Raw genomic sequence first — 26,498 nt, forward strand, 5'->3', positions numbered from 1 at the left:
GGGCGGCGGTCCCGTGACGGGTCGCGGTTTCGCCCGGTCCCCCGCTACCGCTCCGCCTCCCGCACGGCCTTCCAGACCGTCTCGGGCGTGAGCGGCATGTCGATCGACTCGACGCCGAAGGGCGCGAGCGCGTCGACGACCGCGTTGACGACGGCGGGGGGCGCGGCGATCGCGCCCGCCTCGCCGACCCCCTTCGCCCCCAGCGGGTTGTGGGGGCTCGGCGTCACCGTCGAGTCCCACTCGACGTCCGGCAGGTGTTCGGCCTTCGGGACGGCGTAGTCCTGTAGCGAGCCCGTGATCAGGGTGCCGTTGTCGTCGTAGACGGCCTCCTCGTAGATCGCCTGGCCGATCCCTTGGGCGATCCCGCCGTGGATCTGTCCCTCCACGATCTTCGGGTTGATCTGGGTGCCCACGTCGTCGACGGCGACGTACCGCTCTATCTCGATCTCGCCGACCTCGGGGTCGACCTCCACGACCGCGACGTGGCTCCCGAACGGGAACGTGTAGTTCGCGGGATCGAACGACGTCTCGGCGTCGAGTCCGGGCTCCGCGTCCTCGGGGAGGTACGCCTCGTCGTGTGCGAGCGCCGCGACCTCCCGGATCGTCACGCTCCGGCTCGGGACGCCGCTGAGGAAGAACTCGCCGTCCGCGAACTCCACGTCGCGCTCATCCGCCTCGAGCCGGTTCGCGGCGACCGACCGCGCCTGCTCGCGAACCTTCCGCGCGCTCTCCTCGAGCGCGCCGCCGCCGACCGGCATCCCCCGGCTGCCCGCGGTGCCGTTCCCCTCCTCGATCTCGGCGGTGTCGCCCTCGATCACCTCGACGTCCTCGAACGGGACGCCGAGCGCGTTCGCGACGATCTGCGTGTAGCCCGTCCGGTGGCCGGTCCCGATCTCGGCCGTGCCGGCCTTGACGAGCACCGTCCCCGACTCGTCGACGCTGACTATCCCGGACTCCGGCATCCCCGGCGCGGCACCGCAGGCCTCGACGTAACAGGAGAGGCCGACCCCGAGGTAGCGTCCCTCCTCGCGGGCCTCTCGCTGGCGCTCGCGGAACGCGTCGTAGCCGACCGTCTCGAGGGCCCGACTCAGCGTCCCGTCGTACTCGCCGGAGTCGTAGGTGCGGCCGAGCCCCGTCTCGTAGGGGAACGCCTCCGGCGGGATGAAGTTCCGACGCCGGAACTCGGCGGGGTCGAGGTCGACCGCGCGGGCCGCGACGTCGACGAGCCGCTCGATGAAGTACGTCGCCTCCGGGCGGCCCGCCCCGCGGTACGCCGACAGCGGGGCCGTGTTCGTGAACGCGCCCCGTGTGTGGACGTACGCCCCCTCGACGCGGTACTGGCCGTTCGCCATCACGCCGAGGTTCGTCGGGACGCCCGACCCGCCGGGCGCGAGGTGGCCGCCGACGGGTACCGTCGTGTCCGCGCGGAACCCCCGGAGCGTCCCGTCGTCGTCGACGCCCGCCTCCGCCCGGACGAGGTGGTGGCGCGCGTGGATCATCGACAGGAAGTCCTCCGTCCGCGGCGCGACCCACTTCACCGGCCGGTCCAGCTCGCGCGCACACCACCCCGCCAGCAGGTGGCCGGTGTAGGGGAACAGCTTCGCGCCGAACCCGCCGCCGACGTCGGGGGGGCGGACGCGGATCCGGTCTTCCGCCATGCCGAGCGTCTCCGCGAGGTCCGAACGCACCTGGTGGGGGTTCTGCGTCGACATCTCGACGTGGAGCTCGTCGCCGGGCAGCGAGCGCGCCACGGCGGCTCTCGGCTCCATCGCCGTCGGGATCACTCGGTTTATCTCCAGTTCCAACGGGACCACGTTGTCGGCGGCCTCGAGGGCGGCCTCCGCCGCCTCGGCGTCGCCCGTGTCCCACTCGAAGGCGACGTTGTCCGGGCTCGTCTCGTGGATCGTCGGCGCGTCCCCGCTCAACGCCTCGTCCGGGTCGACGACCGCGTCCAGCCGCTCGTACTCGACGTCGACGGCGTCGAGCGCGTCGTGGACGACGTAGCGGTCCTCGGCGACGACCGCCGCGACGGGTTGGCCCTGGTAGGTGACGTGGTCGTCCGCCAGCATCGGGTGGTCCGGGGCGACCGCGCCCGTCTCCGTGTCCGACTCGGCCGACCCCTCCTCGGGATCGTCCGTCCGGAGGAGCCCCGGCGCGTCGGACGCCTCGAGGTCCGCCCAGGTGTACACCCCGAAGACCCCGTCCATCGCCGCGGCCGCGGCCGTCTCGACCCCCTCGATCCGGGCGTGTCCGTACCGACTCCCGAGGAGCCCGAGGTGGGCCTCCTCCGGGTACTGGATGTCGTCGGTGTACTCCGCGTCGCCCGTGATGAGGTGCGGGTCCTCCCGCCGCTGGACCGCGGAGCCGACCAGGTCGCTCGGCCTCGCGTCGCCGCCCTCGATGGTCTCGAATGTCATCCCTCTCTCCTTTGGAGAGGCGTCCGAGGCATCAAAAAACCGCCGTCGCCGTGAGGGTGAGTTGGGGATCCTCCGGCGACCCGGTCGCCTCGCGGGTCGCGACCCGGCCGCCAGTCCTGAACGGGCGGGCCGTTTTTATACTGTTGCCCCGAATCCCGGACCATGAGCGAGGATGACACGGCGGGAGCGATGTCGGCCGAGGAGTTCCGTTCGCTGACCGACGGGCTGGTCCGGCAGAGCTCCGGCGGCGGCACGACGGTGTACAAGAACGCGGCCGGCGTCGGCTGCCCGAACCCGAAGTGTGACCTGGGCGTGTTCCAGACGCTGTTCGTCAGCGACCACGGCTGGCAGCGGATCGGCGCGACGCGCGACGGGATCGAGCTCTGTATCTGTAACACCGAGGACCGGCGGCTGGTGTTCATCCACGACGACTGATCGACCGTCGAGCGACGCGGGCCGACGAGGACCGACGCGGACTGCCCAGGACCGTCGAGCGACGCGACGCGGACCGCCCCGATTCAAGGGCGTCGACGCCGAGGGGTCGGTATGACCGACGAGACGACCGAGCGGCGAGCGGGCGGAGGGAGCGCGGACGAGTCGACGACGGACGACCGTGACGCGGTCCGACGGAACACCCCCGGCCGCGGGATCGCGCCCGACGCGGACCCGATCGAGGCGAGTGCGCCGGAGGAGTTCGGGCTCGTCCAGGCCTGGTGGGGCGACGGGAAGGGGAAGACGACGGCCGCGTTCGGGATGGGTGCCCGCGCGGCCGGCCACGGCTACCGCGTTCACATGCTCCAGTTCATGAAGGGCGGCGCGGACTCCGTGGAGGCCGTCCGCGGCGAGTACAACGCGATCCGGGCGCTCCCCGGCTACTCCTTCGAGAACACCGGCCACTACGGCTGGCACGGGATGGCCGACGGCTCCGCGGACGACGACCACGAGCGGGACGCGCGGGCCGGACTCGAGCGCGCCCGCGAACTGATCGACGCCGCGGGCGGCGCCGACCTCTCCTCGCCGATCCCGCTCGACGCCGAGCCCGACGCCGGCGTCCACATGCTGATCCTCGACGAGATACTCTACGCCGCCGACCGCGATCTGATCGCCCCCGAGGAGGTGCTCGGTCTGATCGACGACAAGCCCGACGGGCTCGAACTCGTGCTCACGGGCAGCCACGAGCGGCCCGCGTACCTCGCGGACGCCGCGGACCTGATAACCCGCGTCGGCAAGGAGAAACACCCGATCGACGCGGGCCAGCGCGCCCGCAAGGGGACGGAGTACTGATGGTCGACGGGTCGGACGAGAGGGGAAGTCGGGCCGCCGGTCCCGCCGACGGCGACGGATCCGATCCCGACTCCGAAGACGCGGAAGCCGATCCCGCGACGGCGCTTCACGACCGCCTCGTCGCCACCGAGACGCTTCCGGTCGAGCGGGAGGCCGGCTGGTACCTCGGGGAGGCACAGGCGCTCGCGGCCGACCTCGCGGCCGACGATCTCGAGGAGTCGGTCGCCGGCGAGCGCGCCGCCGAGATCCGGGAACTGCTCGCGGAGATCGACGGGACCGGCGACGGGGAGGCGGACGACCACGTCGCGGCCGCCCGCGAACTCGCCGCGCGGATCGCGGAGCGGTCGGGATCCGACACGGATCACGTCTCCGGCGTCGGCGGGTGAGTCGGAAAATGACCGACGACCCCCACACCGCCGCCCGGACGCTCCTCGTCGCGGGCACCGCCTCCCACGTCGGCAAGTCCACGGTCGCCGCCGGCCTCTGTCGCCACCTCGCGGACGCCGACGTCGCCGTCGCGCCGTACAAGGCCCAGAACATGTCGAACAACGCGCGGGCGGCCCCCGTCTCGCCGGGCGCGGGCGTCGACGCCGCGTTCGGCGAGGTGGGGATCTCCCAGTACGTCCAGGCGCGCGCGGCCCGCGTCGGCCCCGAGACGGACCACAACCCCGTCCTCCTCAAGCCCCGCGGCGAGGGCGAGAGCCAGCTCGTCGTGAACGGGCAGGCGGTCGCGCACGCCACGGCGGCGGACTACTACGGCGGCCGGTGGGCGGAGGCCCGCGAGGCCGCGGCGGCCGCCCACCGGCGGCTCGCCGCCGACCACGACGTGATCGTCGCGGAGGGGGCGGGGTCGGTGGCCGAGATCAACCTCCACGACCGCGACCTCGCGAACGTGGAGACGGCGCGGCTGTTCGGCGGCGACCCTCGTGAGGAGACGGGGTCGGCGGGTGGATCCGGCCCCGCCGGCGGCGCGGAGATCCTCCTCGTCGCCGACATCGAGCGCGGGGGCGTCTTCGCCGCGCTGGTCGGCACGCTCGAACTGCTCCCCGCGGACCTGCGCGACCGGGTCGTCGGCGCGGTCATCACCAAGTTCCGCGGCGACCGGAGTCTCCTCGATCCGGGCATCGAGGCCTTCGAGGAGCGGACCGGCGTCCCCGTCCTCGGCGTGATCCCGTACGACGACCCCGGACTCCCCGAGGAGGACAGCGTCGCGCTCCCCGACCCGGGCGAACGCGCGGTCCTCGGCGCGGACGACGGCGTCCCGGCCGCCGAGTCGGTCACCGTCGCCGTCCCCCGACTCCCGCGGATCTCGAACGCGACCGACGTGGAGCCGCTCGCGGCCGAACGGGGCGTCCGCGTCGCGTTCGTGCCGCTCGATTCCCCCCTCGACGACGCCGACGCGGTCGTGGTCCCCGGCACGAAGAACACCGTCGACGACCTCCGCGCCTGCCGCGAGGCGGGGTTCGACGACGCCCTCCGCGCGTTCGACGGGCCCGTCGTCGGCCTCTGTGGCGGCTACCAGCTCGTCGGCGAGCGGATCGCGAACGCGGCCGTCGAGAGCGCGGACCCGGACGTGCCGGACGTCGTCGACGGGTTCGGGCTCCTCCCGGTCGAGACCGCGTTCTCGGAGGAGAAGCGGGTCGTCGCGGCCGACCTCGAGCTGGACCCGACCGCGACCGACCTCGTGAAGTCGACCGGAGGGTCGGTCGGCGGGTCGACGGCGGACGGGGGGGCCGTCCTCGACGTCGCCGGCTACGAGATCCACATGGGCGAGACGCGGCGGATCGACCCGGCGGAGGAAGGCGGGAAAGGGGAGGAGGACGAGGAGGAAAGGGAGGGGAAGGACGCGCCGGCCGTCTCGCCGGCGTCGCTCGCGACGCCCTTCTCGGACCCCGGCGGCGACCGATCGGGCGTCGAACTCGGCGCGGCCGCGGGCGGCGTCCTCGGGACCTACCTCCACGGGCTCTTCGAGAACGGGGCGGTTCGGCGGGGGTTCCTCGCCTGCGTTCGCGAGCACGCCGGGGTGGCGGGGGCGGCCGGGGGCGCGACGACCGACGGCACGGGGACGGGGAACCCGGCCGACCGGGCGGCCGACCTGCTCCGCGAGCACCTTGATCTCGCCGCGTTGGGGCTGCCGACGGACGCGACGTGACGGGGCGGGGTTCCCGGTAGGTATTTGCCTCGCCTCGCGCAAACTCGCGTGAATGCTCAGCGACGTGATGGAGGACTACCTCAAGGCGATCTACGTCCTCCAGGCCGAGGAGGGTGCTCCCGTCTCGACGTCCGCCATCGCCGAGTACCTCGAGAAGACCCCGCCGACCGTGACCGACATGCTCGGCAAGCTGGCCGACCGCGGGCTCGTCGACCGCGAGCCGTACCAGGGGGTCGAGCTCACGGCGGAGGGTGAGGCGGTCGCCCTCGAGATCGTCAGACACCACCGGCTCCTCGAGGCGTTCCTCGCCGACCAGCTGGATTACGACTGGAGCGACGTCCACGCGGAGGCGGACGCGCTGGAACACCACATCTCGGAGGAGTTCGAGCGGCGGGTCGCCGACGCGCTCGGCGACCCCGACGTCGACCCCCACGGCGATCCGATCCCCGGCGCCGACCTCGAGCCCATCGACGAGGGGACCGGCCCGCGGCTCTCCGATCACCCCGAGGGCGACCGGCTGATCGTGACGCGGGTCTCCGACCGCGACGACGACGAACTCGAGTACCTCGCCGACGCCGGGATCACCCCCGGAACGACGATCGAGGTCGTCGACGTCGCGCCGTTCGGGATGGTGACCGTTCGGACGCCGGCGGGCGAACAGAGCCTCCCGGCGGCGGTGGCCCGCTCGATCCGCGTGGAGGCGGCCGCGGAACCCGCGGAGTCCGCGGAGCGGTCGTAGCGGACCCGTCACGCCCGCGGATCCGGAAGCAGTCGGCGAGAGAGCCCTCGGCCGCGAGGTTTTTCACGCGAACCGTCCTCTACGCTGACGTGAACGCGGTCGCCACCCTCGCCGTGGGCGCGGTCTTCGGGCTCGCGCTCGCGGCCCCGCCGGGCCCGATGAACGCGGTCATCGCCGAGGAGGCGGTGCTTCGCGGGTGGCCGGCCGGCACCCGCGCGGGGCTCGGCGCGGCGACCGCCGACTTCCTGTTCTTCGTCCTCGCGTACCTCGGGGTCGTCTCGTTCGTCCAGTCGATCCCGCAGCTCCAGACCGCCATGATCGGCGTCGGCGGCTGTCTGATGTGTTACTTCGCGGTCGGCACCGCCCGCGACGCACGCGCCTCCTTCCGGCCCACCACGGGCGAGGACCCCATGGTGGAGGACGGGAAGGGGTTCCGGAAGGCGCTCGCGCTGGCGCTGACGAACCCGTTTCAGGTGCTGTTCTGGCTCACGGTCGGGGTCGGGATGTTGCGCCCGGGCGAGCTCGACGTCCTCGCGCCGCTGCCCGTCGTCGGCGAGGGCCTCGCCGGGAGCCTGGTGGTCGCGACCGGGTCGCCCGCGCTGCTCGGCGGGTTCTTCCTCGGGGTGTTGAGCTGGGTCACGCTGTTCCCCGTGAGCCTTGCCGCGGCCGAGAAGCGGGTCCAGACGATCGGCCCGGTCGTCGCGGTCGCGTCGGCGATCGTGCTCGGCGGGTTCGGCGTCTACTTCCTCTTCGACGCCGCGACGACGGTGCTCGCGTGGTGATCGGAGAGCCGCGAGCGATCGGTCGACCCGCGGGCGATCGGTCGACCGCTCCCCGCCCGCGGCGAGACTCGTCGGCATGGACAACGGCTTTCACCCGCGGGCGTGAGCGGCCCGTATGTTCGAGAAGTCCACGTGGATCAAGCTCCCGCGGAACGTGCTCGTGGGCCACGGCGTCGTCGACGACCTCGGAGCGGCCGTCGGCGAACTGTATCTCACCGGCCGGCCGCTGGTCGTCACCAGCCCGACGCCGAACGAGATCGCCGGCGACCGGGTGCGCGCGCAGTTCGAGGACCCCGCGACCGCCGTCGTCGACGAGGCCTCCTTCGACGCGGTCGAGGAACTGAAAGCGACCGCGGAGGCGGTGGATCCGGGCTATCTGATCGCCTTAGGGGGCGGCAAACCGATCGACATCGCGAAGATGGCGGCCGACCACCTCGACGTAGGGTTCGTCTCCGTGCCGACGGTCGCCTCCCACGACGGGATCGTCTCGGGGCGCTCCTCCATCCCCGAGGGCGACACGCGCCACTCGGTGGCCGCCGACCCGCCGCTCGCGGTCGTCGCCGACACCGAACTGCTCGCCGAGGCCCCTTGGCGGCTCACCACTGCGGGCTGTGCGGACATCATCTCGAACTACACCGCCGTGAAGGACTGGCGGCTCGCCCGCCGGCTGCGGAACGTCGAGTACAGCGAGTACGCCGGCGCGCTCTCCGAGATGACCGCGGAGCTGCTTGTCGAGAACGCGGACATGATCCGGCCCGGTCTCGAGGAGTCGTCGTGGGTCGTCGTGAAGGCGCTCGTCTCCTCGGGCGTCGCGATGTCGATCGCCGGCTCCTCGCGGCCCGCCTCCGGCGCGGAACACCTCATCTCGCATCAACTCGACCGGATCGCGCCGGGCAAGGCGCTCCACGGCCACCAGGTCGGCGTCGCCTCGATCCTGACCGAGTACCTCCACAGCGGCGAGAGCGGCGAGTGGGCCGCGATCCGCGAGGCGCTCGGCGAACTCGACGCGCCGACGACCGCCGCGGAACTGGGCGTCGACGACGAGGAGCTGATCGCCGCCCTGACGAGCGCCCACGAGATCCGCGACCGCTACACGATCCTCCAGGGCGGGATCAACGAGGAGGCCGCCATCGAGGTCGCGACCGCGACGGGCGTGATCTGAGGGGGATCGATGGGGGCGGATCTCCGCTTCGTCATTCGATCCATCACCGGAGCGTCCGTGCGGAGTACAGATCGAGTCTCGATCAGTTTAACATCGATTACCGGGTGAGTGATCACACGAGAATCGTATGCCTTCGAATGATGATGCCCCGGACCAAGCCTCTATTTCCGACTTCGATCCGGAACGGGACCTTCTCCGCCGATATGAGACGATGGTTCAGACACAGATATCGACGCTCAACGGAATCGATGACAAAGCGGCGTACGTCGCACGTTTGGTCGGCATACTCGCTAGTCTTATATTGAGTGCTACCACGTTTGCCGTCAGCACTCAAGGCGTGTCCGTTTCGATTCGGACGAGCGTGCTTTGTTGAATCCGATGACGGCGTCGGGGTCACTGTTTGAGCGCCTGTTCGAGGTTGTAGACAGCGGCGGTCAACACGAGTTCGCGGAACTCGCGGTACCATGCGCGAGGGTGGACAGCGGGGCCGAACCGACGCTTGATGGCCGAAAAGGCGGTCTCGGCCATCCAGCGTTGGCCGTATAACTCGCTGTCCAACCGTGCGTTGTGTGCGTGATCGTACGCAGCAAACAGCCGGTGACGCAGCAAAGGCCGGACGCCCTCTGAACGGAGGGCGTTCCGGAGAGATTGGTCGTCATAGCCTTTGTCACCGGCGAGACTCTCTATTTTCCCGATGTTGCGAAGAGCGACTCGACGGCCGGTTTGTGTGTCGTGAGGCCAGTGTGCCGAGCAGTGAAGATCGAGGATGGCACACGAGTCTGTATCGACGAGCGCCGTCGTTTTGAGCGTGCGTATGTGGCGATCCGAGCGGTGTTGGTAGTGTCTCGATGCCGTTTCGCGGTCGAAGAACGTGGCATCGATGGCACCGTGCGAGCCCGGATCGCAGATGGTCGCGGACTCACGAAGGAACCCACGCCATATCGACATGGGCACCCTCTCAAACGACCGATACAGCGTTGAGGGTGCGGGAAATGCCGTCCGCGCCAGCTGTAACAGACCACGAACGCGATCCATCTCACTCGCCCAATCCACAATCTCGCGGTACGTCGCGTCCATGTGAACCCGCAAAAAGTGGAGCGTCACATGCTTCCACCCGGGAAATCCGTGGCCAGTCGGATCACTCACCGCCGTTGGACTGGCGGCACAGCGCTTTTGAGCCAGCGACGCGGCTTGCTTAACGAAGCGGAAGAGGAGTTTGGACACATTCGGCTCTTCCGCTTCGCTTCCGCCTTCAGAGCGACGCTATCCCGTTGCCTTCTGCGGATTCAACAGAGCAGACGAGCGTTGTTTTCGTACTCCTCGGGCTGTCCGTCGCCACGCTGTTCATATCGCTCATCTATGCCGTTATAACGTATCTGAGCAGTGAATTCGAGTACGGTCCATCGCCAGCGATTGGCGAGTATATGTCGAACTACCGAATAGATGGGCAACAATACAAGGACGTTCTACTCCGTGGGTATAGTGACGCGATCGATCGGAACCGACTGGTAGTGGTGACGAACGCGCGTCGGTTTCAACGGTGTTTAGCCGCATTTCTGGTCGGTCTGTTGTTTCTCTTCGGAGCCGGGATTCTGTTCGTTTTGCCGGCACCATTACCCGTCGAGATCGGTGTTTTCGCCCTTGTGCTGATCGTTTCGGCGTATCTGGCCCGGTATGTTCTCCGGGAAGAATATTTAACGCTGGATCGCCGAGAGGTAAACGATGAGTAAATCAGAGAAGCCCGAAGGTGACCTCGCCGACAGCGAGGCCGTGAGAGAGGGCAAGGACGGCAAGCCCCGAGCACGGATGGCGGAACTGAAAAAGAGCAGTAGTGGCGGAGAAGACAGCGACGAATAAAGTCTCCCGCCGACTCCTCCGAAGTCCCCGCTACCTCGGAACTCACTCGGTAAGCACCGTCCGATCCTGAACCGGAACCCGAAGACGGATTAGCGTCCCGGCCCGACCCGATCCCATGTCAGCCGCCAGCGTGCGCGCCCGCCTCTCGGAGCCGGCCGGCGCGCTCACCGTCCTCCTCACGGTCGTCGGGTACGCCGCCGTCGGCGGCGTCTTCCTCGTTCCGGGGTTCCAGGCGCTGTTTCCGGACCTGACCCGCGAGACGGTCGACCTGCTCGCCCACGCGATCGCCGCGGTCAACACCGTCACGATCGCCACGCTCTCGCTCGGGTGGTACTGGATCCGCAACGGCGAGGTGAGAAAACACGCGGCCGCGATGACGACCTCGTTCGTCCTCATCCTCGTCTTCCTCGGGATGTACCTGCCGAAGGTCGCCGGCGGCGGGACGAAGTACTTCGTCGGCCCGGACCCGGCCTACTACGCGTACCTCGTCATGCTCGCGATCCACATCGTGTTGTCGGTGGTCTCCGTGCCCGTCGTCCTCTACGCGCTGCTGCTCGGGCTCACCCACACCGAGCGCGAACTCAGGAACGAGGTCCCGCACGCGCGGGTCGGCCGGATCGCCGCGAGCGCGTGGCTCCTCTCGCTGATCCTCGGCGTCGTCACGTACCTCCTGTTGAACCACGTGTACGACTCGACGTTCGAGGCGGCGGAGACGGCCGCCGAGACCGCGTCGGTGCTCCTCCCGCTCGTTCCGGTCGTCTAACTGATTCGGGCCCTCCGAGGCGGGGCGGTCGCCCCCTCAGTACGGCCAGTCGCCGATAATCTTCATCCCCGCCGCGAGGTCCTCGTCCTCGAGTTGCTCCGCGATCTCCTCCGGCTCGCGCCGATCGATCTCGGTGTCGTCGTCCGCCAGGTCGACGACGAGTTCGGTGAGGAGGACCGCCTGCTCGCGGAGGTTGCGGACCTCGAGCTTGTCGAGCGTGTCGGCGAAGGTGTGGCCCCAGCCGCGCCCCTCGTCGCCGGTCTCGCTCATGACGTGGTAGCCGGGGACGCCCCACTGGACGTACGGCCAGTGGTCGCTGTGGGGGCCCAGTCGCGGGACGGTGCCCGCGGGGTGGTCGAAGCGGTCGGCGACCACCTCGGCGGCGTCGTCGAGGTCGTCGAAGCCGTGGGTGTAGAACTTCAGCGTCCGGCCGCGACCGACGCCGTCGTTGTTCACGATCGCCTTGACCGAGTCGTGGTCGCGCTCGGCCGCGTCGTGGCTCGACCCCACGAGGCCGACCTCCTCGGCCCCGTACACCAGACAGTGGACCCGCGTGTCGAGTTCGTCCTCGCGCGCGGCGACCGCCTTCGCGACCTCCAACACGATCGCGGTCCCCGCGCCGTTGTCGCCCGCGCCCTCGGCGATGTCGTGGGCGTCGACGTGGCTCGTCACGAGCACCGCCTCCTCCGTGTCCGGGCCGAGGTCCGCGTGGACGTTGTAGCTCGTCGCGTCGTGTGCGTCCGCGTCGACCTCGACGGTCACGTCCTCGCCGTCGAAGCGTCGCGAGAGCCGCGAGCCGACCTCCTTGGAGACGCCCACGGCGGGAACGTCGCCGATCGGGGCCTCCGCGGTCCCGACGCTCCCGGTGGGCGGCAGACATCCCTCGACGTGGTTCCGGAAGACGAACGCGGCCGCGCCGCCCTCGACCGCGTAGTAGTACTTCTCGCGCCGGTGGATGAACCGGTCGTAGTAGTCGGGGACGTTCGAGGCGGCCATCACGACCTTCCCCTCGATGTCCTCCCGTTCGAAGTCCTCGGGGAGACCGTAGCCGAGGTCGACCAGCTCGCCCGTGACCTCGCCGGACGGGCTCCGCGGGAGCGCGATGCTGTCCTGGGTCGTGTCGCTGGCGCGGACCGCCGACGAGCCGCGCGTCCACCCCTGGATGTCGAACGACTCCAGTCGAGCGTCGCGCGCGCCCACCGACTCGAGCGCGTCGCGCGTCGCCTCCGCGGCGCGACGCTCGCCGTCGCTGCCGGCCATCCGGTCCCCGATGTCGACGAGCGTCTCGAGGTGGTCCCATCCCGCGTCGCTCGTGAACGTCTCTCCGATCCACGTCGTCATGGCACAGGGATGTGAGCGCCGGCGCTTGAGGGTTCGGGAAGCGGAGAACCCGCCCGATCGACCGCCGTCCCGCGGCGGTCCGACGGTCTCGATCGGAACCGGGGGTTTTTCTATCGTGCCGGCGGAGCCCTCGCGTATGGGAGATCCGGTGTCCCGCGTCGCCGTCGTCGGCGCGGACGGGTCCGCCGCCGACCGCGTGGAGCGTGTCGTCCGCGCGGCCGGCGGCCGGACCGTCGAACCCGCCGCCGCCGACGCGGTCGTCGCCGTGGGCGACGGAGCGATCCGGGACGCCCTCCTCGCTTCCGCACCCTCCGACCGCCGCGTCCCCTCGCCCTCGACCCGCGCCGACTCCCCGCCGCCGGAGCGCGTCGACGCGCCCGTCCTCCCCGTCCGCGAGGAGGGGCTCGCGGTCGACCCGGAGACCCTCCGGGACGCGATCCGCGGACTCCTCGACGGGGAGGCCCGGCGCGCCGAACGGGCCGTCCTCTCGGTCGAGATCGACGGGGAGTCGGTCCACCGGTCCGTCTTCGACGTCGGGTTCGTCACCGACGAGCCGGCGCGGATCTCGGAGTACGCGGTCGGGCTGGCCGAGGATCGGGAGGCAACGTTCCGCGCGGACGGCGTCGTCGTCGCGACCCCGCTCGGGAGCGACGGCTACGCGAACGCCGCCGGCGGCCCGCTGCTCGAGGCCGGGGGCGGGCTCGCGGTCGTCCCGATCGCCCCGTTCACGACCCGGAGCGACACGTGGGTCGTCCCCGACGGGGTGACCGTCTCGGTCCGTCGCGACGCGGAGACCGTCTCGATCGTCGTCGACGGCGAACGTCGGGGGGTCGTGAGTCCCCGACGACCGGTCCGGATCGAGGTCGCAGAGCGGGTCGAGACGCTCCGGCTTCCCCCTTCGATCCCGGTCGAAGCCGAGCGCTGATCGGAAAGGTTCTAATAACTCGTGAACGGAGGGATCGGTATGGATCCACTGCAGTTCCTCGTTCCGTTCGGCTGGCTGTCGGCCGTCGGTCCGGCGTTGCCGTACGCGATCCTCGTGATGGCGCTCGCGAACCTGGCGACTCGGCACCTCGCGCACAGACGGCACGTGGAACAGGCGGAGGAGGGAGACGCGGTCGAACAGTACGGTCCGCACGTGTTCACGAACTTCGGACTCGCGCTGTTGAGCTTCCTGTTCGCGGTCCACGCGCCGACCAGAGGAACCATCCTCACCTTCCTCGTCGTGACGATGATCATCGCGGACCTGTTCGAGTTCGAGGCCCGCAACGTCGAGGCGCGCAACGACATGACCGTCGAGGCCCCGAAAAGCGCCATCGTCACCTCGGGGCTCGTGCTCCTGTACGCGTCGTACTACTCGCTGTTCTTCCTCATCGAGGGGTTCTGGAACCAGGCGATCGTCGCCTGAGGCGAGACGCCTCCCTCCGGACCCGTCGTCCGCCGAACCCGCCGTCTTCGACATCCGCCACGCTCGCCTGCTCCCACCGACCCGTGACTCGGGAGACGGCGACGCGGATCGGTTCTCCTCGCGGTCACCTTCGGCCCAGGCGTGGGGAGTCACGGCTCCATTCGAAGCGCGTACACGATACACAACAGCCCGCCGATCTCCAACGTCTGGATGGCCACCTGCGCCAGCGGGCCCGAGATCGTCGGGAACAGGACGGACAGCGCCACCACCGGGATCGGTAGACCGAGGATGACGCCGAAACCGACGGCCAAATACAGCATCGGGCGGCTGTCGTTCCGCCGGTACCCCCTGTAGGCGAGGAAGGCGATGAACAGCCCGATCGCCGCGCCGACCATCTCGTACGCCTGGAGGAGCGGACGGATCGTCCCGGCGAGCTGTACGGCACCGGTCATCTCAGATCCCCTCGACGAGGCGAGTGAACCGGTCGGCCATGCGCTCTCGCCGGTCGATGTGGAGTCGTAGCTCGCCGTCGACCAACTCGACGGTCACCCGCCGGAGATTCGGCGAGTACTGCTCTCCGAGGTGACGGAACGAGTGAGAAGGGAGTCGTCAGTTCGCGGCGTCGTCGCCGATGCTGCCCCGCAGTTCCCGGCTGATCGGGATGAGGATCCAGAAGGTGAGCGGGCCGAGGATCATCAGCCAGTAGAGCACGTCGCCGACGAGGACCCCGATCTCGCCGTACACCGTGTTGACGCCCTCCGCCGGGTTCACCAGCTGAACGACCTCGTAGTACGATGGGGTCCGGTACCACGCGCCGAAGGTGATCCAGCCGAGGGCCCCGAGAGCGAACAGGGCCAGCCCTTTCATGAACTCGTCTGCCATTGTCTCACTCTTCGTTGGAGTCCTCTTGAGGCTTTCCCATTCCCTGAGCGCGGAACCGCGTCCCGAGGACGTACACCGCCGTTCCGAGCAGGATGGAGCCGACGCCGCCGATGGCGAGGAGCGCCGTCAGCGTGTCGGCCGCGAGCCCGATCCCGACGCTACCGAGCGCGAAGACGATGAGCCGGCGAACGACGCTCACCTGAATGGTGGCGGCGTCGACGAGAACGAATCCGATCAGGTACGTCACCACGGCCGCAAGCGTCGACAGCGCGGTGACGGTCTTGTACAGTCGGAGCGGGACGACCACCTCGCGACCGTTCGGCCCCGTCCGCGGCCCGACCGGCTCGTTGCGCGGGTCCGCCTCGTCGTCGACGGCGATGGGGTCGCCGGTGTCGTCGACCGCCTGGTACTCCTCGCGGTCGCCGGCGTCGTCGGACTCGTCTGGCTCGTCGCGGTCGACGGGGTAGTCGGTGTCGGACATGGAAACGAGAACGGGAACGGTGGGTCGTCGGCCGTTACTTCGGCGGGCGCAGCATGTAGTACCGACGGTTGAGGTCGTACATGTATCCCTCCCGCATCGTCTTCAGGACGGCGTAGGTGATGATCCCGCAGAGCACCGGCAGCAGGAACGTCAGCGTGATGAGCAGGTCGAGCCCGAACGGGAAGAAGTTCTGGATCGCGAGTGCGGCGAGCGTGAGCGACAACACGACGCCGGTCACGCCGACGGCCGCCCAGAACGGCTCCTCGACCGGCCGCCGGGCGCTCCCCTTGTTGAGGAACGGAACGAGCCCGATCGCGCCGAAGACGATGCCGTGTGCGATGATCCCGAGGAACTCGTTGCCGAGCAGGATGTTCCCGTCGAGCACCGCGAGCTGGGGGTTCAGGGGGTTGAGCTTCAACAGCCCGAACGACCAGTAGAGGTACCAGTCCGGCAGGATGATCGCCGGCGTCGAGCCGGGGTTGGCCGGGTGGCCGAAGTGCGGCGGCATCAACGCCGCGATGAAGATCAACATCCCGACGAAGAAGCTCGTGATCGCGAGGTTCCGGATCGTCTCGTGGGGCCACGCGGGAAAGCCCAGCACGTCGCGTTCGACGTACGTCGACTCCGCGCGTAGGTCCTCGTCCTCGCGGCGCGACCGCTCGAAGTACTGGTAGGTGAGCTGGGCGAGCCCCTGGGAGCGCTCCTTGCGCTCGCTCCAGGTGGGGGTCTCGTCGTCCGGCGGCACCGTCGCCGGCGGCCCGCCGTCGGCGCGCGCTTCCTCGTCGGTTCCGCCGTCCGTCATGGGTTCGTTGTCGTCGGTCATTGGCTTAGTGCGGCTCCGCGATCCCCTGCACCCAGACGATGCCGACGTGGAGCGCGATGAGCGAGGTCACCACGAACGGCAACACGAACACGTGCAGGATGTACATTCTCACGAGCGTCGCCTGTCCGAGCGTGAATCCGCCGAACAGGAGCTGTGCCGCCCACTCTCCCACTATCGGGGTCGCGAGCGCCATCTCGACGCCGATCTGTGCCGCCCAGAAGGACAGCTGCTTCCACGGGAGGACGTACCCGGAGAAGCCGAAGAAGAGGGTCAACCCGATCAACACGACCCCGAGGATCCAGTTGACCTCGCGGGGCTCCTTGTACGCCCCGGTGAAGTAGACGCGGAGCATGTGGAGGAACACCGCGGCGACCATGAACTGGGCCGCCCAGCTGTGGATCGACCGGAGCATGAATCCGAACTGGACGTCCTGAAGGATCAGGACGACCGAGTCGTACGCGGCCGTCGGATCGCCCTGTGCGGCCGCTCCCGCGGTCGACGGCGAGTAGTAGAAGCCCAGCATCGCGCCGGAGACCGCCGCGACGAGATAGGCGATGATCGAAAGCGATCCGAGCGAGTACAGCGGGTACCAGTACCAGAACTTGTTGTCGAGGTCGTACTGCTCGGTGTGGCTCTTCGGCATCTGGAGGTTCGCGCGGTAGTACATCGTCTCCAGAAGCTCGAGGTAGTCGACGATGCGGAGCCGCTTGTCGACCCAGATGAGCGTGGTGAGGAACGCGGTCTCGATGGCCGTCAGATCCTGTTTCTTGAGCCACGCGTTGTGGTCCATCTCGTCCGTCTTTTTGAGGCTCATTGATTGATCACTTCTTGTAGTACGGGTACACCGCCCGCTTGACCGTCTCCCAGGCGTCTCCGGTCTCCAGTTCCACGCCGTCCTTTTCGTCCTCCCGGACGTAGAGGTCCTCCCACTTCCGACGGCGCTTCTTGACGATCATCACGTCGGGGAGGAACTCCTTCCGGTACAACAACAGTATGAACGCCAGATCCAAAAAGATCAGTGCGAGCAGCGCGCCCATGAACATGTTTCCGGCCTCCGTCGACGCCCACGAGAACATCAGACCGTAGACGAAGAGGAAGACGAACACGACCTCGATGACGGTGAGGAGGACGATCGCGATGGCGGCGGCGGTGCTCTCTCTGGCGGGCTCGTACCGGTGGATGTCGCCGTACGAGGATCCGCTCGAGCTCATCGGCTCCCTCCGTGGCCGGTGTGTGCGGACACGCCGTACTTCAGCGTGTAGAAGGTGAACACCAGCGTGAGCACGATCCCGAGGCCGGCGGAGACGCCGACCCAGTGGGCGTGGATCGGCATGCCGACGTCGGCGATGTCCTCGGGCCAGCCGGTGTTCGCCCCGCCCGTCTCGACCGTCGGGACGTCACCGCCGACGGCGATCCCGCCGTGCATGCCGACCGCGGTGTGGGGAACGCAGTGGTAGTGGGTGATTCCGGCGTCCTCCTCGCTGGTCTCGTACTCGTAGGTGTACCCCTCCTCGTCGACGGCGTCGCCGCTGTCGAGGCTGGCCGGGCCGCCGCCCTCGACGGTCTGGACGTTGTGGGCCCCGCCGTTGCCGGTCCACTCCCAGGTGATCGTCGTCCCCGGGTCGACCCAGAGCTGGGTCGGGTCGAACGCGAGACCGCTGTCGCCCGCGCCGACCGAGACCGTCACCTCGCTCTCTCCACGAGCGTCCCTGTAACTCCCGAGGTTCCCGTTCGTGACCCCGCTCGGCCACTCCGGTTGCACCTCCTGTGCGGCGGCCGTTCCGGACACCCCGGCCGAGGCCGCGACCGCGGCGGTCGTGCCGCCGGCCGTTCGCACGAATTCCCGCCTTTTCATACAGGTTCACTCAGGACGGGGTGCGCTTAAACCCACCGACTATCCTCGATCGGTGGGCGGATAGTAAGGGGTGTTGAAACCCCCGAATTCGGCCGTTTCACCGATCGTCGCTCTCCTCGCTCAGGGCCTCCCCGTCGACCGGGACGAACTCCGGTCGCTCCTCCGCCTGTCGGAGCGCGCGCAGCCGCTCGCGATACTCCTCGGAACGGAACCGATCGGAGAGTCTCGCGTTGGCGACCATCGCGAACAGGAAGAGCCCGACGAGCAGGAACACGAGCCCCATCGCGGGCCCGACGATGCTCCCCAGATCCATCAGGAACGACGCGGCGAGGAGGGCGACGCCCGCGATCACCTGGACCGCCGCGACGACCTGGATGATCAGGTTGCCGAACTCGCCGGACCCCTCGGGAACCGTATCGGGGTGTGGAAGCGACCAGTCCTCCGGGGGGTCCGCCACGTCGTACTCCTCCATCGCCGCGAGCGCGACGAGCGGCTCCACGTCCCGGAGGACCGTCCCCCGGCCGCTCACCTCGCCGCTCGGACGGACGATGGCGTACCCCTCGTCGGAGTAGACGAGCACCCGCTCCTCGCCGTCCTCGCGGACGCGCTCCAAGAGCCCGAACACCTCGCGGCGGGCGATCCGCGACTTGAGTTCGTCCTCGACGCGGTCGAGCAGGCGCGGTCCGGTGATCCACGTCTCCGGGTCGAAGGCGGCGTCCCACTCCTCGGCGCTCATCCGGGCCATGTCCGCGGGTCCGAAGTCGTCGAAGTCGTACTCGGTCTCGACCCGCTTGCGGAGCTCGGCGAGGTCGTCGTCGGGGTCGGACTCGCCGTCGGGATCCGACCCGTCGTCGGCCCGGTGGGCGGGGCCGTCGACCGCCGGGTCGTCGACGCCCTCGCCTCCGTCCTCCCGGTCCGGCCCGCCCTCGACGGCCTCCCCGTCGGGACCGTCCGGCTCCGACTGCGTCGAGGTGTCCTCCATCGCCCGGACGTACGCGCTCGGGAGGGTAACTCTTTTTCGTCCGATGGCGACTCGTGAGAACGGCTCGCCGGGGACGAGGACTCGCCGGAACGCGGGCGACTCGATCGTGAACCGCCGGTGCGCCCGCGGATCGAATCGGCGGTGCCGGCCACGGATCGGGGAGTTTTACGCGCCCGAGACCCAAGCCGGGATCATGGTCGACGAGTCGGTGATCGCGGCGGCGGCGGGGCTGTCCGTGACGGCGAGTCTCCCCTTCCTCCTGTACGGCGCGTGGATCATGATCGACGCCGAGGTGGTGACGTGGAACGTGTTGACCCGTCACCTGAGATACATCCTCGTCGGCCTCCTGTTGACGACCGTGCCGGTCGCGACCTGGATGGTCCCGCGGATCCTCGGCCAGCTGTCGGGCGGGGCGGTGATCCACGCCTTCTTCGGGCTCCAGGCGTACGCGTTGTTGACGTTCGCGCTCACCGGGATCGTCCGGATCTTCCAGGCCAAGCGGGACGCCGACGCCTACGAGGACCCCGACGTCGACATCGACGAGATCCACGAGGACATGGGCCACTGGCGGAGCCGGCTCCGCGTCGGCGTCGCCGGATTCATGATCCTCTGGCTCTGCGCGTGGCTCTCCGGGCTCTACCGCTTTTACAACCTCCACCTCGCGCAGCTGCTGTAGGGCCGATCCTCGGAGGAACGGGCAACCGGGCGACCGCCAGGACGCCTCCCTCGACTCCCGCGAACCGTGGCCCGACCGACAGGTTCAATCCCGGTTTGGCCCTACAGGGGGTATCGTGGCAGTTACCTTCGATCTCTTCGGCACGCTGGTCGACGTCGAGTACCCGACGGACCCGGCCGAGGTCGTCGCGCGCGAGCTCGAGTCGCGGGACGTCGCCGTCCCGGACGACTGGCACGTCGCGTACGGCGAGCGACACGTCGACGCCCCGCAGGGTGCGGAGGTTCCCCTCCCGGCGCACGTGGCCGCGGCTCTCGACTCCCGCGGCGTGAACGCGCCCGACAACGTCGTCCGACACGCCGTCGTCGCCGCCTTCGACCCCGACGTCACGCGTCGCGAGAACGCGCTCGAGGCGGTCCGGGCGGCGGCCGAGCGCGGCCCGGTCGGGATCTGTTCGAACTGTGCGGTCCCGGAGCTCGTCCCGCGAACGCTGATACGCGCGGGGCTCCGCGGGGAGTTCGACGCGGTGACGACGAGCGTCGGCTGCGGCTGGCGGAAGCCGCACGCGAAGTCGTTCGAGGCCGCGGCCGAGGCGCTCGGCGTCGCGCCGTCCGCGCTGGTCCACGTCGGGGACGACCCGGCCACGGACGGCGGGATCGTCGATGTTGGCGGGCGCTTCCTCGACGTGACGGAGATCCCCCTCGACGCGGTCGGCGGCGAGCTGGAGGCCGAGCCGTGACGCTCGCGGCGGCCGGCGCGATCGCGCTCGCCGCCGCCCTCGACCGAACCTTCTCGGAGCCGCCGGCCCCCCTCCACCCGGTCGCGTGGCTCGGCCGCGTCGTCGGCGCGCTCGACGACCGCCTCCCCGACGCCCCCGCCGTCGGCGTCGGGTTCGCGGCCGTCCTCCCCGTCGCCTTCGCCGCCCTCCTGGCCGCGCCCGTCGCCGCGGCCGGCGCGCTCTCCCCTTCTCCCGTGTCCGCCGCCGCGGCCGCGGGGCTCGTCCTCTTCGCCTGCTCCAGTCACCGGATGCTGCTGGCGGTCGCGCGCGACGTGATCGACCTCGCCGACCGCGACCTCGAGGCGGCGCGCCGCGAGCTCCGCTCGCTCGCGGGTCGGGACGCGACCGACCTGTCGGCCGAACACGTCCGGTCCGCGGCCGTCGAGAGCGCGGCGGAGAACCTCGCCGACGGCCTGATCGCGCCCCTTCTCGGCTTCGTCGCCGGAGCCGCGGTCGGCGCGGTCGCCGGGCTCCAGCCGGCGGGCGGGCTCGCCGTCGCCGCCGGCGCGGCCGCCTGGGTCAAGGGCGTCAACACGCTCGACTCGATGCTCGGGTACCGCGACCGGCGGGCCGGCCGGGCTCCCGCGCGGCTCGACGACGCCGTCATGTGGCTCCCGGCGCGGGCGACCGCGCTCCTGATCCTCGCGGCTGGCGGGAGGCGGACCGCGACCGGACCTGCCTCGGGCCTCCGGCGGACTCGATCGGCGGCTCGCGCCCCCGACTCCCCGAACTCCGGCTGGCCCATGGGGTCGCTCGCGGCGGTCCTCGGCGTGCGGCTGGCGAAGCCGGAGACGTACACGCTCCTCCCGGCGGAGGCGCTTCCCACCGCGTCGGAGGCGCGGACCGGCGTGCGGGTCGTCTCGCGGGCCGGCTGGCTCGGGATCGGCGTCGCGGGGGTGTCGCTGGCGCTGTGACGGGGAGCGACGCCGGCGACGACGGCGGCGGGGACGATGACGGTGACGCCGACCTCGGCGCGGACGCCGACGCCGCCGAACCCGCCGCCGGTGCCACCACGCAGCCGACCCGCCCGGCCCCCGCGTTGCGGGGTGCGTTCACCTTCCTGACGCGACTGCCGGTTCCGGGAGCCGCCCCCGCGGACTGGCACGCGTTCCGGCGGTCGCCCTGGACGTTCCCGGCGGTCGGCGCGGTCGTCGGCGCGGTCGCGGGGCTCGCCTTCCTCGCGCCGTCGCCGTGGACCGCCACGGCCGCCTACCTCCTCGCGATCTACCTCCTGACCGGCGTCACCCACGCCGACGGGCTCGCCGACCTCGGCGACGCGATCGCCGCGCACGACCCGGACCGCCGGCTCGCGGTCCTGAAGGACGCCGACCTCGGCGTGGGCGGCGCGCTCGCGCTCGCGGTCACGCTGCTTGCGACGACGCTCGGCGCGCTCGCGCTCGCGACGGGCCTCGCGGGCGGGGAGGCGCTCGTCGCGAGCGCGGCGTTCCGGGTGGCCCTCGCGGCCGAGGTCGGCGCGAAGGCGGGGATGGCCACCATCGCCTGCCTCGGAACGCCGGCCCACGAGGGGTTGGGGTCGGCGGTCGTCGGCGCGGTCGGCCCGCGGTCGCTCCTCCCCGTCGCGCTCGTCGCCGCCCCCGTCCTGTTCGCGACCCCGCCCGGCGCGCTTCCGGCGGTCGCGGCGGCGCTGCTCGCGGGCCCGGTCGTCGCGCTCCTCCTCCTCGCCCGCGTCCGTCCCTGGCTCGGGGGGGCGAGCGGCGACGTGCTCGGCGCGGCGAACGAGCTCGGGCGCGCGGTCGCGCTCCACGCGGGGGTGGTAGCGTGGGCGGTCGCGTGAGGGAAACGGACGGCGGAGAGGCCGGCTCGGCTCCCGAACTCCCGGCCGTCCTCCTCTGTGGCGGGCGCGGGACGCGGCTCGGCGGCGACGCCGAGAAGCCGCTGGTCGAGGTCGGCGGCCGCCCCATGGTCGCGCGCGTCCTCGACGCGCTGGCGGACGCCGCCGTAACCCGCGTCGTCGCGGTCGCGTCGCCGCACGCCCCCGACACCCGGCGCGCGCTCCGGGACGGACTCGCCGCGGAGGCTGCGGTGCCGTGTACCGTCCTCGACGGGAGCGGAGAGGGGTACGTCGCCGACCTCGAGGTCGGCCTCTCGGCGGTCGACGGCCCGGCCGTCACCGTCGCGGCCGACCTCCCGCTGCTCCGCGGGCGCGACGTCGACGCCGCGATCGGGGCGGCGGTCTCCGGGGACGCGCCCCCCTCGGAGGTGGGCTCCGCCACGGACGGTCCCGTCCGCTCGGTGACGGTCTGCGTGCCCGTCGCGTACAAGCGCGACCTCGGCGCGAGCGTCGACGCGTCGTTCGAGCACGCCGGAACCCCCGTCGCGCCGACCGGGCTGAACGTCGTCGGCGACGGCCCGGACCGCGTCGTCGTCCGCGAGCGGGACTCGATCGCGGTCAACGTCAACCGACCGGGGGACCTCGAGTTGGCGCGCCGGCTCGCCGACTCGTGATCGTAGATGGGTTTTTTGGGGCTCACGCCCGGATCGACGGCATGGACGCGGAGGCGCTGGACGACATCGATCGGGTGCCTCACGGCGGAGCCACGGACCCCGGCGTGATAGACTTCAGCGCGAACACGAACCCGGAGACGCCCTCGGGGGTGACCGCCGTCTACGACTCGGCGCTGTCGGCGTCGTCGAGATACCCGGCCGACGACTACGTGCCCTTCCGCGCCGCCGCCGCCGACTACGTCGACTGCGTCCCCGCCGAGGTGATCCCGACCGCGGGCGCGATGGCCGGGATGCGGCTGCTGTTCGCGCTCGCGCTCGACGACGACGACTCCGCCGTCGTCCCCGAGCCGTCCTTCGGGGAGTACGCCCGCGAGGTCCGCCTCCAGGGCGGCCGATCGGTGCCGGTCGCTCACGACGCGGTCCTCGACGTCGACCCGGCCGACCACGCGCTCGTCGTCGTCTGTACGCCGAACAACCCGACTGGGGAGCTCGCCGACCGCGACGACCTCCTCCGGTTCGCCGCGCGCTGTCGGGAGGCGGAGACGACGCTGTTCGTCGACGAGGCGTTCCTCGATTTTACCTCCCAGCGGTCGCTCGCGGGCGAGCCCGGCGTCGTCGTCGGGCGCTCGCTCACCAAGATGTTCGGCCTGCCCGGACTGCGCGCCGGCTTCCTCGTCGCGACCGGGCGGCTCCGCGACCGGCTTGACCGCGGGCGGCTCCCTTGGGGGGTGTCGACGCCGGCGGCCGCGGTCGGCACCCACTGCCTCCGGCGGACGGAGTTCGTCGAACGAACCCGCGAGCGTGTTGCCGCCGAGCGCGAACGCGTCCGCGAGCGCCTCGCGACCGAGTGGGAGGTGTACCCCTCCGACGCGCCGTTCCTCCTCTTCGACACCGGGACGGACGACCCCGACGCCGTGCTCGCGGCCGCCAGGGAGCGGGGGGTCGTGCTCCGGGACGCCCGGACGTTCCCGCGGCTCGACGGCCACCTCCGGACCGCGATCCGTCGGCCGCGTGAGAACGACCGGCTCCTCGACGCGCTCGGCGTATGAGTCCCCGCTCGCCCGTTTTCCGCGCCGACGTCGCCGACGGAGTCTGTCGTTTTTGGAGAACGGACGGCCCGACGCGGTTCCTCTCGACCGGCTTCGACGGCGGCGTTCGGGTCGCCGACGCAGCCCACAACGTGACGGTTCCGGAGGGGTGGGACGACGCGGGACGCCGGGACCTCCGCGAGTACGTCGACCGCCGCGTCCGGGACGCCGGCTTCGAGGCGGGGGGCGATGGGGCGAGCGGCGATCGATCCGCCGCTCCCGCGCTGCTGACCGGGGTCGACCAGCGGCACGCCCGGCTCGCGCGACTCGACGGGGCGACCGTGGTCGCCACCGCGGGCGTCTCGAACCCGGCCGCGCTGTCCGTCACGAGCGTGGATGGCGACGCCGTCGACGACGGGCCCGCCCGCGTCGACGCCGGTACCGACGGCGACACCACCGGGCGAGGCGACGTCGACGGGGACGACGCCGGCGGCGAGGGCGACGACGCGCCTCCAGCCGGCACCGTCAACCTCCTCGTCGGCACGGAGCGGGCGCTCGAATCGGGCGCGCTCGCGAACCTCGTTGCGGTCGCCGCCGAGGCGAAGGCGGCGACGCTGCTCGCGACGGTCGGGTTCCCCGGCACGACGAGCGACGCGGTCGTCGTCGGCTGTCCGACCGACACGGGTCCGGGAGGTCCGGAGGCCGACGACCGCGAGCCGGCCGCCTTCTCCGGTGCCGCCACCCCGGTCGGGTCGGCGGTCCGCGCGTGCGTCCGGGACGCGGTGCGCGCCTCGCTCGTCTCGCGGTACGGACCGGAGCTCGAGGAGGCACCGGCGTCGGTCGCGGACGCCGAGTACGGCGTCGTGACCGATCGGCCGGCACGCGTCTCGACCCCGGACGCCACCGATCCGGCGTCCGGAGAGACGCCTGCGGCCGATCGGTAGGGGGTCGACGACCGTCAGGAACCGATCGATCGCTCGGGGTCGGCGTCGGTCGACCGCGAGGCGTCGTCGGTCACGGTCGACGACGCGTTCCCGTCGAACCGGCCGCCGAGGAGGAGATACCCGACGCCGAGGGTCACTCCCCAGACGGCGTGCGAGACGAGGCCGGTCCAGGGGAGGTTCGGCAGCGGTGCCGGGATCCCGACCGCACGGAGCCACAGCGGCATGACCAGGCCCGCGGCGGCCAACCAGAGGACGATTCCCCACGAGAGGCCGGCGGCCGCCGTCCGGGCCGGCGAGCCGATCCGGTCGCGGAGCGTCGAGATCGACGCACCGGCGACGAAGAGCAACGCGAACACGACGCTGTGGAACAGGTGGGTCACCCAGCCGATGGCGGCGCTTTCGGCGCCGTAGAGCGCGCCGATCACCGGGAGCACGCCGCCGCTCGAGAGCCAGAACACGCCGCCCATCACGGCTCCCGCGCCGATCCCGGCCACGACGGCCCGCCGGAGGTCGGGATAGGGAACGCCGACCGTCGCCACCGCGGCGTCGGCGCTCGCCCGCGGGAGCCGCACCGAGACGCGGGTGTCCTCCCCGTTCGTCACGCGGATCCGCCCGCCGTACTCGCCGACGAGCAGGGAGACCGCCTGGAGGGCGAACCCGCTCGTCGGGTCGTCGTACTCCGGGAACGCGCCACGCTCGAGCACGTCCCGCCGCCGCTCGGAGAGCGGCTCCCCGTCGTCGACGATCGTCACCGCCGCGTCGTGTCGCTCGACAGCCCCCTCGACGCGGACGCGGTCGGCCCCGCGGACGTCGACCGCGTGCTCGACCAGCCGCTCGAACACGACGGAGAGCCGGTCGTCGGCGTCGACTTCGACGCGTTCGGCGGGGCCGAGGTCGACGTCGACGACGGTGCCAGCGTCGACGGCCTCCCCGTGGGCGTCGCGCGTCGCCGCCGACTCGACCGCGGACGCGACCGCCGGCGAGAGCCGAACCGGCACCGCCTCCCGCTCCTCGGCGATGGTTCCGACCCCGTGTATCGTCGACTCGATCCGGGCGGCGCTCCGCCGGATCGCGTCGACCGAGCGGCTCCCGTCCCCGTTCTCGTCCCGCTCTCGGAGCAGTTCGGCGTGGCCGTCGACGATCGACGCCGCGTTCAACACCTCGTGGCGCAGGAGCCGGTTGATGAACCGGGCCCGGTTCGCGCCCCGCCCGATCGCCTCCCGCCGACGCCGGAGGGTGGCCTTCCGGTGGCCGTTGACCATCCCGCCGACCGCGCCGGCGAGCAGGACGTTCGCGGCGAGCAGTTGCGTCCCGATCGCCGCGCCGATCATCCCGAATCCGGTCGCCGCGACCGTGACCGCGAGCGCGGCGATCATCACGCCCACGCCGAGCAGACAGCCGCGGGCGACGTCGGCGACGTACGCCGCGTCGAACGCGCCGACCGCGAGGGCGACGCCCGCGACGCTCACGGCGAGGCCGACGACGAGCGATCCGGCGGTGGCGGCGACGGCCAGCGGGCCGCCGGAGAGCATGACCGCCTCGGCGACGAAGAGGCGGGTGACCGCGAACCCGACCCCCGCGACGAGGAGCCCGCCGTACCGGCCGGAAAACGGCGGCGTCCCGTCGCGGTCGGCGGCTCCCCGAGTCATGTCCGATCCGTTCCGTCCGGGCGACATAAGTG

Annotated in this window: 30 protein-coding genes; 18 read left to right on the forward strand and 12 right to left on the reverse strand. The window is 71.1% G+C overall.

The features are described 5' to 3' along the window. Window positions 1-44: 44 nt before the first annotated feature. Window positions 45-2,417 carry a xanthine dehydrogenase family protein molybdopterin-binding subunit gene (locus tag AXA68_RS07525; protein WP_066414811.1) on the reverse strand — a complete coding sequence of 791 codons (2,373 nt, stop codon included), beginning with the start codon at window positions 2,415-2,417 and terminating at the stop codon, window positions 45-47. 162 nt (window positions 2,418-2,579) lie between these two features. On the opposite strand from AXA68_RS07525, the gene AXA68_RS07530 reads away from it, so the two are divergent. From AXA68_RS07530 to AXA68_RS07560, 7 genes are all read left to right on the forward strand, one after another. Beyond that, on the forward strand, window positions 2,580-2,852 hold the full coding sequence (locus AXA68_RS07530) for a DUF7385 family protein (RefSeq protein WP_066414813.1): 273 nt from the start codon (window positions 2,580-2,582) through the stop codon (window positions 2,850-2,852). A 111-nt stretch (window positions 2,853-2,963) separates the two neighbouring features. Further along, window positions 2,964-3,701 (forward strand): cob(I)yrinic acid a,c-diamide adenosyltransferase, encoded by a 738-nt coding sequence (locus AXA68_RS07535; RefSeq protein ID WP_066414815.1) that lies wholly within the window; start codon window positions 2,964-2,966, stop codon window positions 3,699-3,701. Next, on the forward strand, window positions 3,701-4,087 hold the full coding sequence (locus AXA68_RS07540) for a hypothetical protein (protein ID WP_066414818.1): 387 nt from the start codon (window positions 3,701-3,703) through the stop codon (window positions 4,085-4,087). The genes AXA68_RS07535 and AXA68_RS07540 overlap by 1 nt, the downstream gene beginning before the upstream one ends. Window positions 4,088-4,095: 8 nt before the next feature. Further along, window positions 4,096-5,853 (forward strand): cobyric acid synthase, encoded by a 1,758-nt coding sequence (locus tag AXA68_RS07545; RefSeq protein ID WP_066414821.1) that lies wholly within the window; start codon window positions 4,096-4,098, stop codon window positions 5,851-5,853. A 52-nt stretch (window positions 5,854-5,905) separates the two neighbouring features. Further along, complete coding sequence (locus AXA68_RS07550; protein WP_066414823.1) at window positions 5,906-6,592, forward strand: metal-dependent transcriptional regulator; 687 nt, start codon at window positions 5,906-5,908, stop codon at window positions 6,590-6,592. Window positions 6,593-6,681: 89 nt separating this feature from the next. Beyond that, window positions 6,682-7,374 carry a LysE family translocator gene (locus AXA68_RS07555; protein WP_066414825.1) on the forward strand — a complete coding sequence of 231 codons (693 nt, stop codon included), beginning with the start codon at window positions 6,682-6,684 and terminating at the stop codon, window positions 7,372-7,374. A gap of 115 nt (window positions 7,375-7,489) precedes the next feature. Further along, complete coding sequence (locus tag AXA68_RS07560; RefSeq protein ID WP_066414839.1) at window positions 7,490-8,536, forward strand: NAD(P)-dependent glycerol-1-phosphate dehydrogenase; 1,047 nt, start codon at window positions 7,490-7,492, stop codon at window positions 8,534-8,536. A 393-nt stretch (window positions 8,537-8,929) separates the two neighbouring features. On the opposite strand, the gene AXA68_RS07565 is transcribed toward AXA68_RS07560, so the two are convergent. Continuing rightward, window positions 8,930-9,760 carry an IS5 family transposase gene (locus AXA68_RS07565; RefSeq protein WP_066414843.1) on the reverse strand — a complete coding sequence of 277 codons (831 nt, stop codon included), beginning with the start codon at window positions 9,758-9,760 and terminating at the stop codon, window positions 8,930-8,932. A gap of 498 nt (window positions 9,761-10,258) precedes the next feature. On the opposite strand from AXA68_RS07565, the gene AXA68_RS17455 reads away from it, so the two are divergent. Both AXA68_RS17455 and AXA68_RS07570 read left to right on the forward strand, forming a co-directional pair. After that, window positions 10,259-10,393: a hypothetical protein gene (locus AXA68_RS17455; protein ID WP_269799189.1), complete on the forward strand. Its 135-nt coding sequence runs from the start codon at window positions 10,259-10,261 to the stop codon at window positions 10,391-10,393. 115 nt (window positions 10,394-10,508) lie between these two features. Further along, the gene (locus AXA68_RS07570; RefSeq protein ID WP_066414846.1) at window positions 10,509-11,156 is read left to right on the forward strand and encodes a DUF420 domain-containing protein; all 648 of its coding nucleotides are present in this window, start codon (window positions 10,509-10,511) and stop codon (window positions 11,154-11,156) included. Window positions 11,157-11,192: 36 nt separating this feature from the next. On the opposite strand, the gene AXA68_RS07575 is transcribed toward AXA68_RS07570, so the two are convergent. After that, window positions 11,193-12,497, reverse strand: coding sequence for a M28 family peptidase (locus tag AXA68_RS07575; RefSeq protein ID WP_066414849.1), 1,305 nt, complete (start codon window positions 12,495-12,497; stop codon window positions 11,193-11,195). Window positions 12,498-12,633: 136 nt separating this feature from the next. Between AXA68_RS07575 and AXA68_RS07580 the strand changes: the two genes are divergently transcribed. After that, window positions 12,634-13,422, forward strand: coding sequence for an NAD(+)/NADH kinase (locus AXA68_RS07580; RefSeq protein ID WP_066414852.1), 789 nt, complete (start codon window positions 12,634-12,636; stop codon window positions 13,420-13,422). A gap of 39 nt (window positions 13,423-13,461) precedes the next feature. Continuing rightward, window positions 13,462-13,905, forward strand: coding sequence for a DUF7313 family protein (locus AXA68_RS07585; RefSeq protein ID WP_066414855.1), 444 nt, complete (start codon window positions 13,462-13,464; stop codon window positions 13,903-13,905). 149 nt (window positions 13,906-14,054) lie between these two features. On the opposite strand, the gene AXA68_RS07590 is transcribed toward AXA68_RS07585, so the two are convergent. The 8 genes from AXA68_RS07590 to AXA68_RS07625 all read right to left on the reverse strand — a co-directional run bounded on the left by AXA68_RS07590 (window position 14,055) and on the right by AXA68_RS07625 (window position 18,928). After that, window positions 14,055-14,300, reverse strand: coding sequence for a DUF7521 family protein (locus tag AXA68_RS07590; RefSeq protein WP_394326470.1), 246 nt, complete (start codon window positions 14,298-14,300; stop codon window positions 14,055-14,057). A gap of 214 nt (window positions 14,301-14,514) precedes the next feature. Further along, a complete protein-coding gene (locus tag AXA68_RS07595; RefSeq protein WP_066414858.1) occupies window positions 14,515-14,787 on the reverse strand; it encodes a DUF7314 family protein in 273 nt (90 codons plus the stop codon). Window positions 14,788-14,791: 4 nt separating this feature from the next. Then, the gene (locus AXA68_RS07600) at window positions 14,792-15,268 is read right to left on the reverse strand and encodes a DUF7315 family membrane protein (RefSeq protein ID WP_066414861.1); all 477 of its coding nucleotides are present in this window, start codon (window positions 15,266-15,268) and stop codon (window positions 14,792-14,794) included. Window positions 15,269-15,302: 34 nt separating this feature from the next. Further along, a complete protein-coding gene (locus AXA68_RS07605) occupies window positions 15,303-16,091 on the reverse strand; it encodes a cytochrome B (RefSeq protein ID WP_066414864.1) in 789 nt (262 codons plus the stop codon). A 4-nt stretch (window positions 16,092-16,095) separates the two neighbouring features. Continuing rightward, complete coding sequence (locus AXA68_RS07610) at window positions 16,096-16,905, reverse strand: cytochrome b (protein ID WP_066414867.1); 810 nt, start codon at window positions 16,903-16,905, stop codon at window positions 16,096-16,098. A gap of 7 nt (window positions 16,906-16,912) precedes the next feature. Further along, entirely contained in the window at window positions 16,913-17,302 is a 390-nt protein-coding gene (locus AXA68_RS07615) for a DUF7318 family protein (protein WP_066414870.1), read from the reverse strand. After that, window positions 17,299-17,946, reverse strand: a complete 648-nt coding sequence (locus AXA68_RS07620; protein WP_066414873.1) for a halocyanin domain-containing protein — start codon at window positions 17,944-17,946, stop codon at window positions 17,299-17,301. The genes AXA68_RS07615 and AXA68_RS07620 overlap by 4 nt, the downstream gene beginning before the upstream one ends. A gap of 97 nt (window positions 17,947-18,043) precedes the next feature. Next, window positions 18,044-18,928, reverse strand: a complete 885-nt coding sequence (locus tag AXA68_RS07625; RefSeq protein WP_066414875.1) for a DUF7319 domain-containing protein — start codon at window positions 18,926-18,928, stop codon at window positions 18,044-18,046. 193 nt (window positions 18,929-19,121) lie between these two features. On the opposite strand from AXA68_RS07625, the gene AXA68_RS07630 reads away from it, so the two are divergent. The 7 genes from AXA68_RS07630 (at window position 19,122) to AXA68_RS07660 (ending at window position 24,817) form a co-directional block, all read left to right on the forward strand. Then, window positions 19,122-19,604, forward strand: a complete 483-nt coding sequence (locus AXA68_RS07630) for a DUF7321 family protein (protein WP_066414887.1) — start codon at window positions 19,122-19,124, stop codon at window positions 19,602-19,604. Between the two features lie 115 nt (window positions 19,605-19,719). Then, window positions 19,720-20,340: an HAD family hydrolase gene (locus AXA68_RS07635; RefSeq protein ID WP_066414890.1), complete on the forward strand. Its 621-nt coding sequence runs from the start codon at window positions 19,720-19,722 to the stop codon at window positions 20,338-20,340. Continuing rightward, window positions 20,337-21,293: a CobD/CbiB family cobalamin biosynthesis protein gene (locus AXA68_RS07640; RefSeq protein ID WP_066414894.1), complete on the forward strand. Its 957-nt coding sequence runs from the start codon at window positions 20,337-20,339 to the stop codon at window positions 21,291-21,293. Before AXA68_RS07635 ends, AXA68_RS07640 begins: the two co-directional genes overlap by 4 nt. A gap of 125 nt (window positions 21,294-21,418) precedes the next feature. Further along, the gene (gene cobS / locus AXA68_RS07645) at window positions 21,419-22,174 is read left to right on the forward strand and encodes an adenosylcobinamide-GDP ribazoletransferase (protein ID WP_066418439.1); all 756 of its coding nucleotides are present in this window, start codon (window positions 21,419-21,421) and stop codon (window positions 22,172-22,174) included. Then, entirely contained in the window at window positions 22,171-22,845 is a 675-nt protein-coding gene (locus AXA68_RS07650) for an NTP transferase domain-containing protein (protein WP_066418440.1), read from the forward strand. The genes cobS and AXA68_RS07650 overlap by 4 nt, the downstream gene beginning before the upstream one ends. A gap of 41 nt (window positions 22,846-22,886) precedes the next feature. Further along, window positions 22,887-23,894: a threonine-phosphate decarboxylase gene (locus tag AXA68_RS07655; RefSeq protein ID WP_066414897.1), complete on the forward strand. Its 1,008-nt coding sequence runs from the start codon at window positions 22,887-22,889 to the stop codon at window positions 23,892-23,894. Further along, window positions 23,891-24,817: an adenosylcobinamide amidohydrolase gene (locus AXA68_RS07660; protein ID WP_066414899.1), complete on the forward strand. Its 927-nt coding sequence runs from the start codon at window positions 23,891-23,893 to the stop codon at window positions 24,815-24,817. Before AXA68_RS07655 ends, AXA68_RS07660 begins: the two co-directional genes overlap by 4 nt. A gap of 14 nt (window positions 24,818-24,831) precedes the next feature. On the opposite strand, the gene AXA68_RS16660 is transcribed toward AXA68_RS07660, so the two are convergent. After that, on the reverse strand, window positions 24,832-26,466 hold the full coding sequence (locus AXA68_RS16660) for an ATP-binding protein (protein WP_066414902.1): 1,635 nt from the start codon (window positions 26,464-26,466) through the stop codon (window positions 24,832-24,834). Window positions 26,467-26,498: the final 32 nt, after the last annotated feature.

Origin of the sequence: Halorubrum aethiopicum (assembly GCF_001542905.1) — an archaeon.
In the GTDB taxonomy this organism is placed as follows: Archaea; Halobacteriota; Halobacteria; order Halobacteriales; family Haloferacaceae; genus Halorubrum; species Halorubrum aethiopicum.

Bases quoted from the DNA above. Each gene is read 5' to 3' on its own strand.
- AXA68_RS07525 (WP_066414811.1), bottom strand. From the start codon at position 2,417: ATGACATTCGAGACCATCGAGGGCGGCGACGCGAGGCCGAGCGACCTG.
- AXA68_RS07530 (WP_066414813.1), top strand. From the start codon at position 2,580: ATGAGCGAGGATGACACGGCGGGAGCGATGTCGGCCGAGGAGTTCCGT.
- AXA68_RS07535 (WP_066414815.1), top strand. From the start codon at position 2,964: ATGACCGACGAGACGACCGAGCGGCGAGCGGGCGGAGGGAGCGCGGAC.
- AXA68_RS07540 (WP_066414818.1), top strand. From the start codon at position 3,701: ATGGTCGACGGGTCGGACGAGAGGGGAAGTCGGGCCGCCGGTCCCGCC.
- AXA68_RS07545 (WP_066414821.1), top strand. From the start codon at position 4,096: ATGACCGACGACCCCCACACCGCCGCCCGGACGCTCCTCGTCGCGGGC.
- AXA68_RS07550 (WP_066414823.1), top strand. From the start codon at position 5,906: ATGCTCAGCGACGTGATGGAGGACTACCTCAAGGCGATCTACGTCCTC.
- AXA68_RS07560 (WP_066414839.1), top strand. From the start codon at position 7,490: ATGTTCGAGAAGTCCACGTGGATCAAGCTCCCGCGGAACGTGCTCGTG.
- AXA68_RS17455 (WP_269799189.1), top strand. From the start codon at position 10,259: ATGAGTAAATCAGAGAAGCCCGAAGGTGACCTCGCCGACAGCGAGGCC.
- AXA68_RS07570 (WP_066414846.1), top strand. From the start codon at position 10,509: ATGTCAGCCGCCAGCGTGCGCGCCCGCCTCTCGGAGCCGGCCGGCGCG.
- AXA68_RS07575 (WP_066414849.1), bottom strand. From the start codon at position 12,497: ATGACGACGTGGATCGGAGAGACGTTCACGAGCGACGCGGGATGGGAC.
- AXA68_RS07580 (WP_066414852.1), top strand. From the start codon at position 12,634: ATGGGAGATCCGGTGTCCCGCGTCGCCGTCGTCGGCGCGGACGGGTCC.
- AXA68_RS07585 (WP_066414855.1), top strand. From the start codon at position 13,462: ATGGATCCACTGCAGTTCCTCGTTCCGTTCGGCTGGCTGTCGGCCGTC.
- AXA68_RS07590 (WP_394326470.1), bottom strand. From the start codon at position 14,300: ATGGTCGGCGCGGCGATCGGGCTGTTCATCGCCTTCCTCGCCTACAGG.
- AXA68_RS07595 (WP_066414858.1), bottom strand. From the start codon at position 14,787: ATGGCAGACGAGTTCATGAAAGGGCTGGCCCTGTTCGCTCTCGGGGCC.
- AXA68_RS07600 (WP_066414861.1), bottom strand. From the start codon at position 15,268: ATGTCCGACACCGACTACCCCGTCGACCGCGACGAGCCAGACGAGTCC.
- AXA68_RS07605 (WP_066414864.1), bottom strand. From the start codon at position 16,091: ATGACCGACGACAACGAACCCATGACGGACGGCGGAACCGACGAGGAA.
- AXA68_RS07610 (WP_066414867.1), bottom strand. From the start codon at position 16,905: ATGAGCCTCAAAAAGACGGACGAGATGGACCACAACGCGTGGCTCAAG.
- AXA68_RS07615 (WP_066414870.1), bottom strand. From the start codon at position 17,302: ATGAGCTCGAGCGGATCCTCGTACGGCGACATCCACCGGTACGAGCCC.
- AXA68_RS07620 (WP_066414873.1), bottom strand. From the start codon at position 17,946: ATGAAAAGGCGGGAATTCGTGCGAACGGCCGGCGGCACGACCGCCGCG.
- AXA68_RS07625 (WP_066414875.1), bottom strand. From the start codon at position 18,928: ATGGAGGACACCTCGACGCAGTCGGAGCCGGACGGTCCCGACGGGGAG.
- AXA68_RS07630 (WP_066414887.1), top strand. From the start codon at position 19,122: ATGGTCGACGAGTCGGTGATCGCGGCGGCGGCGGGGCTGTCCGTGACG.
- AXA68_RS07655 (WP_066414897.1), top strand. From the start codon at position 22,887: ATGGACGCGGAGGCGCTGGACGACATCGATCGGGTGCCTCACGGCGGA.
- AXA68_RS07660 (WP_066414899.1), top strand. From the start codon at position 23,891: ATGAGTCCCCGCTCGCCCGTTTTCCGCGCCGACGTCGCCGACGGAGTC.
- AXA68_RS16660 (WP_066414902.1), bottom strand. From the start codon at position 26,466: ATGACTCGGGGAGCCGCCGACCGCGACGGGACGCCGCCGTTTTCCGGC.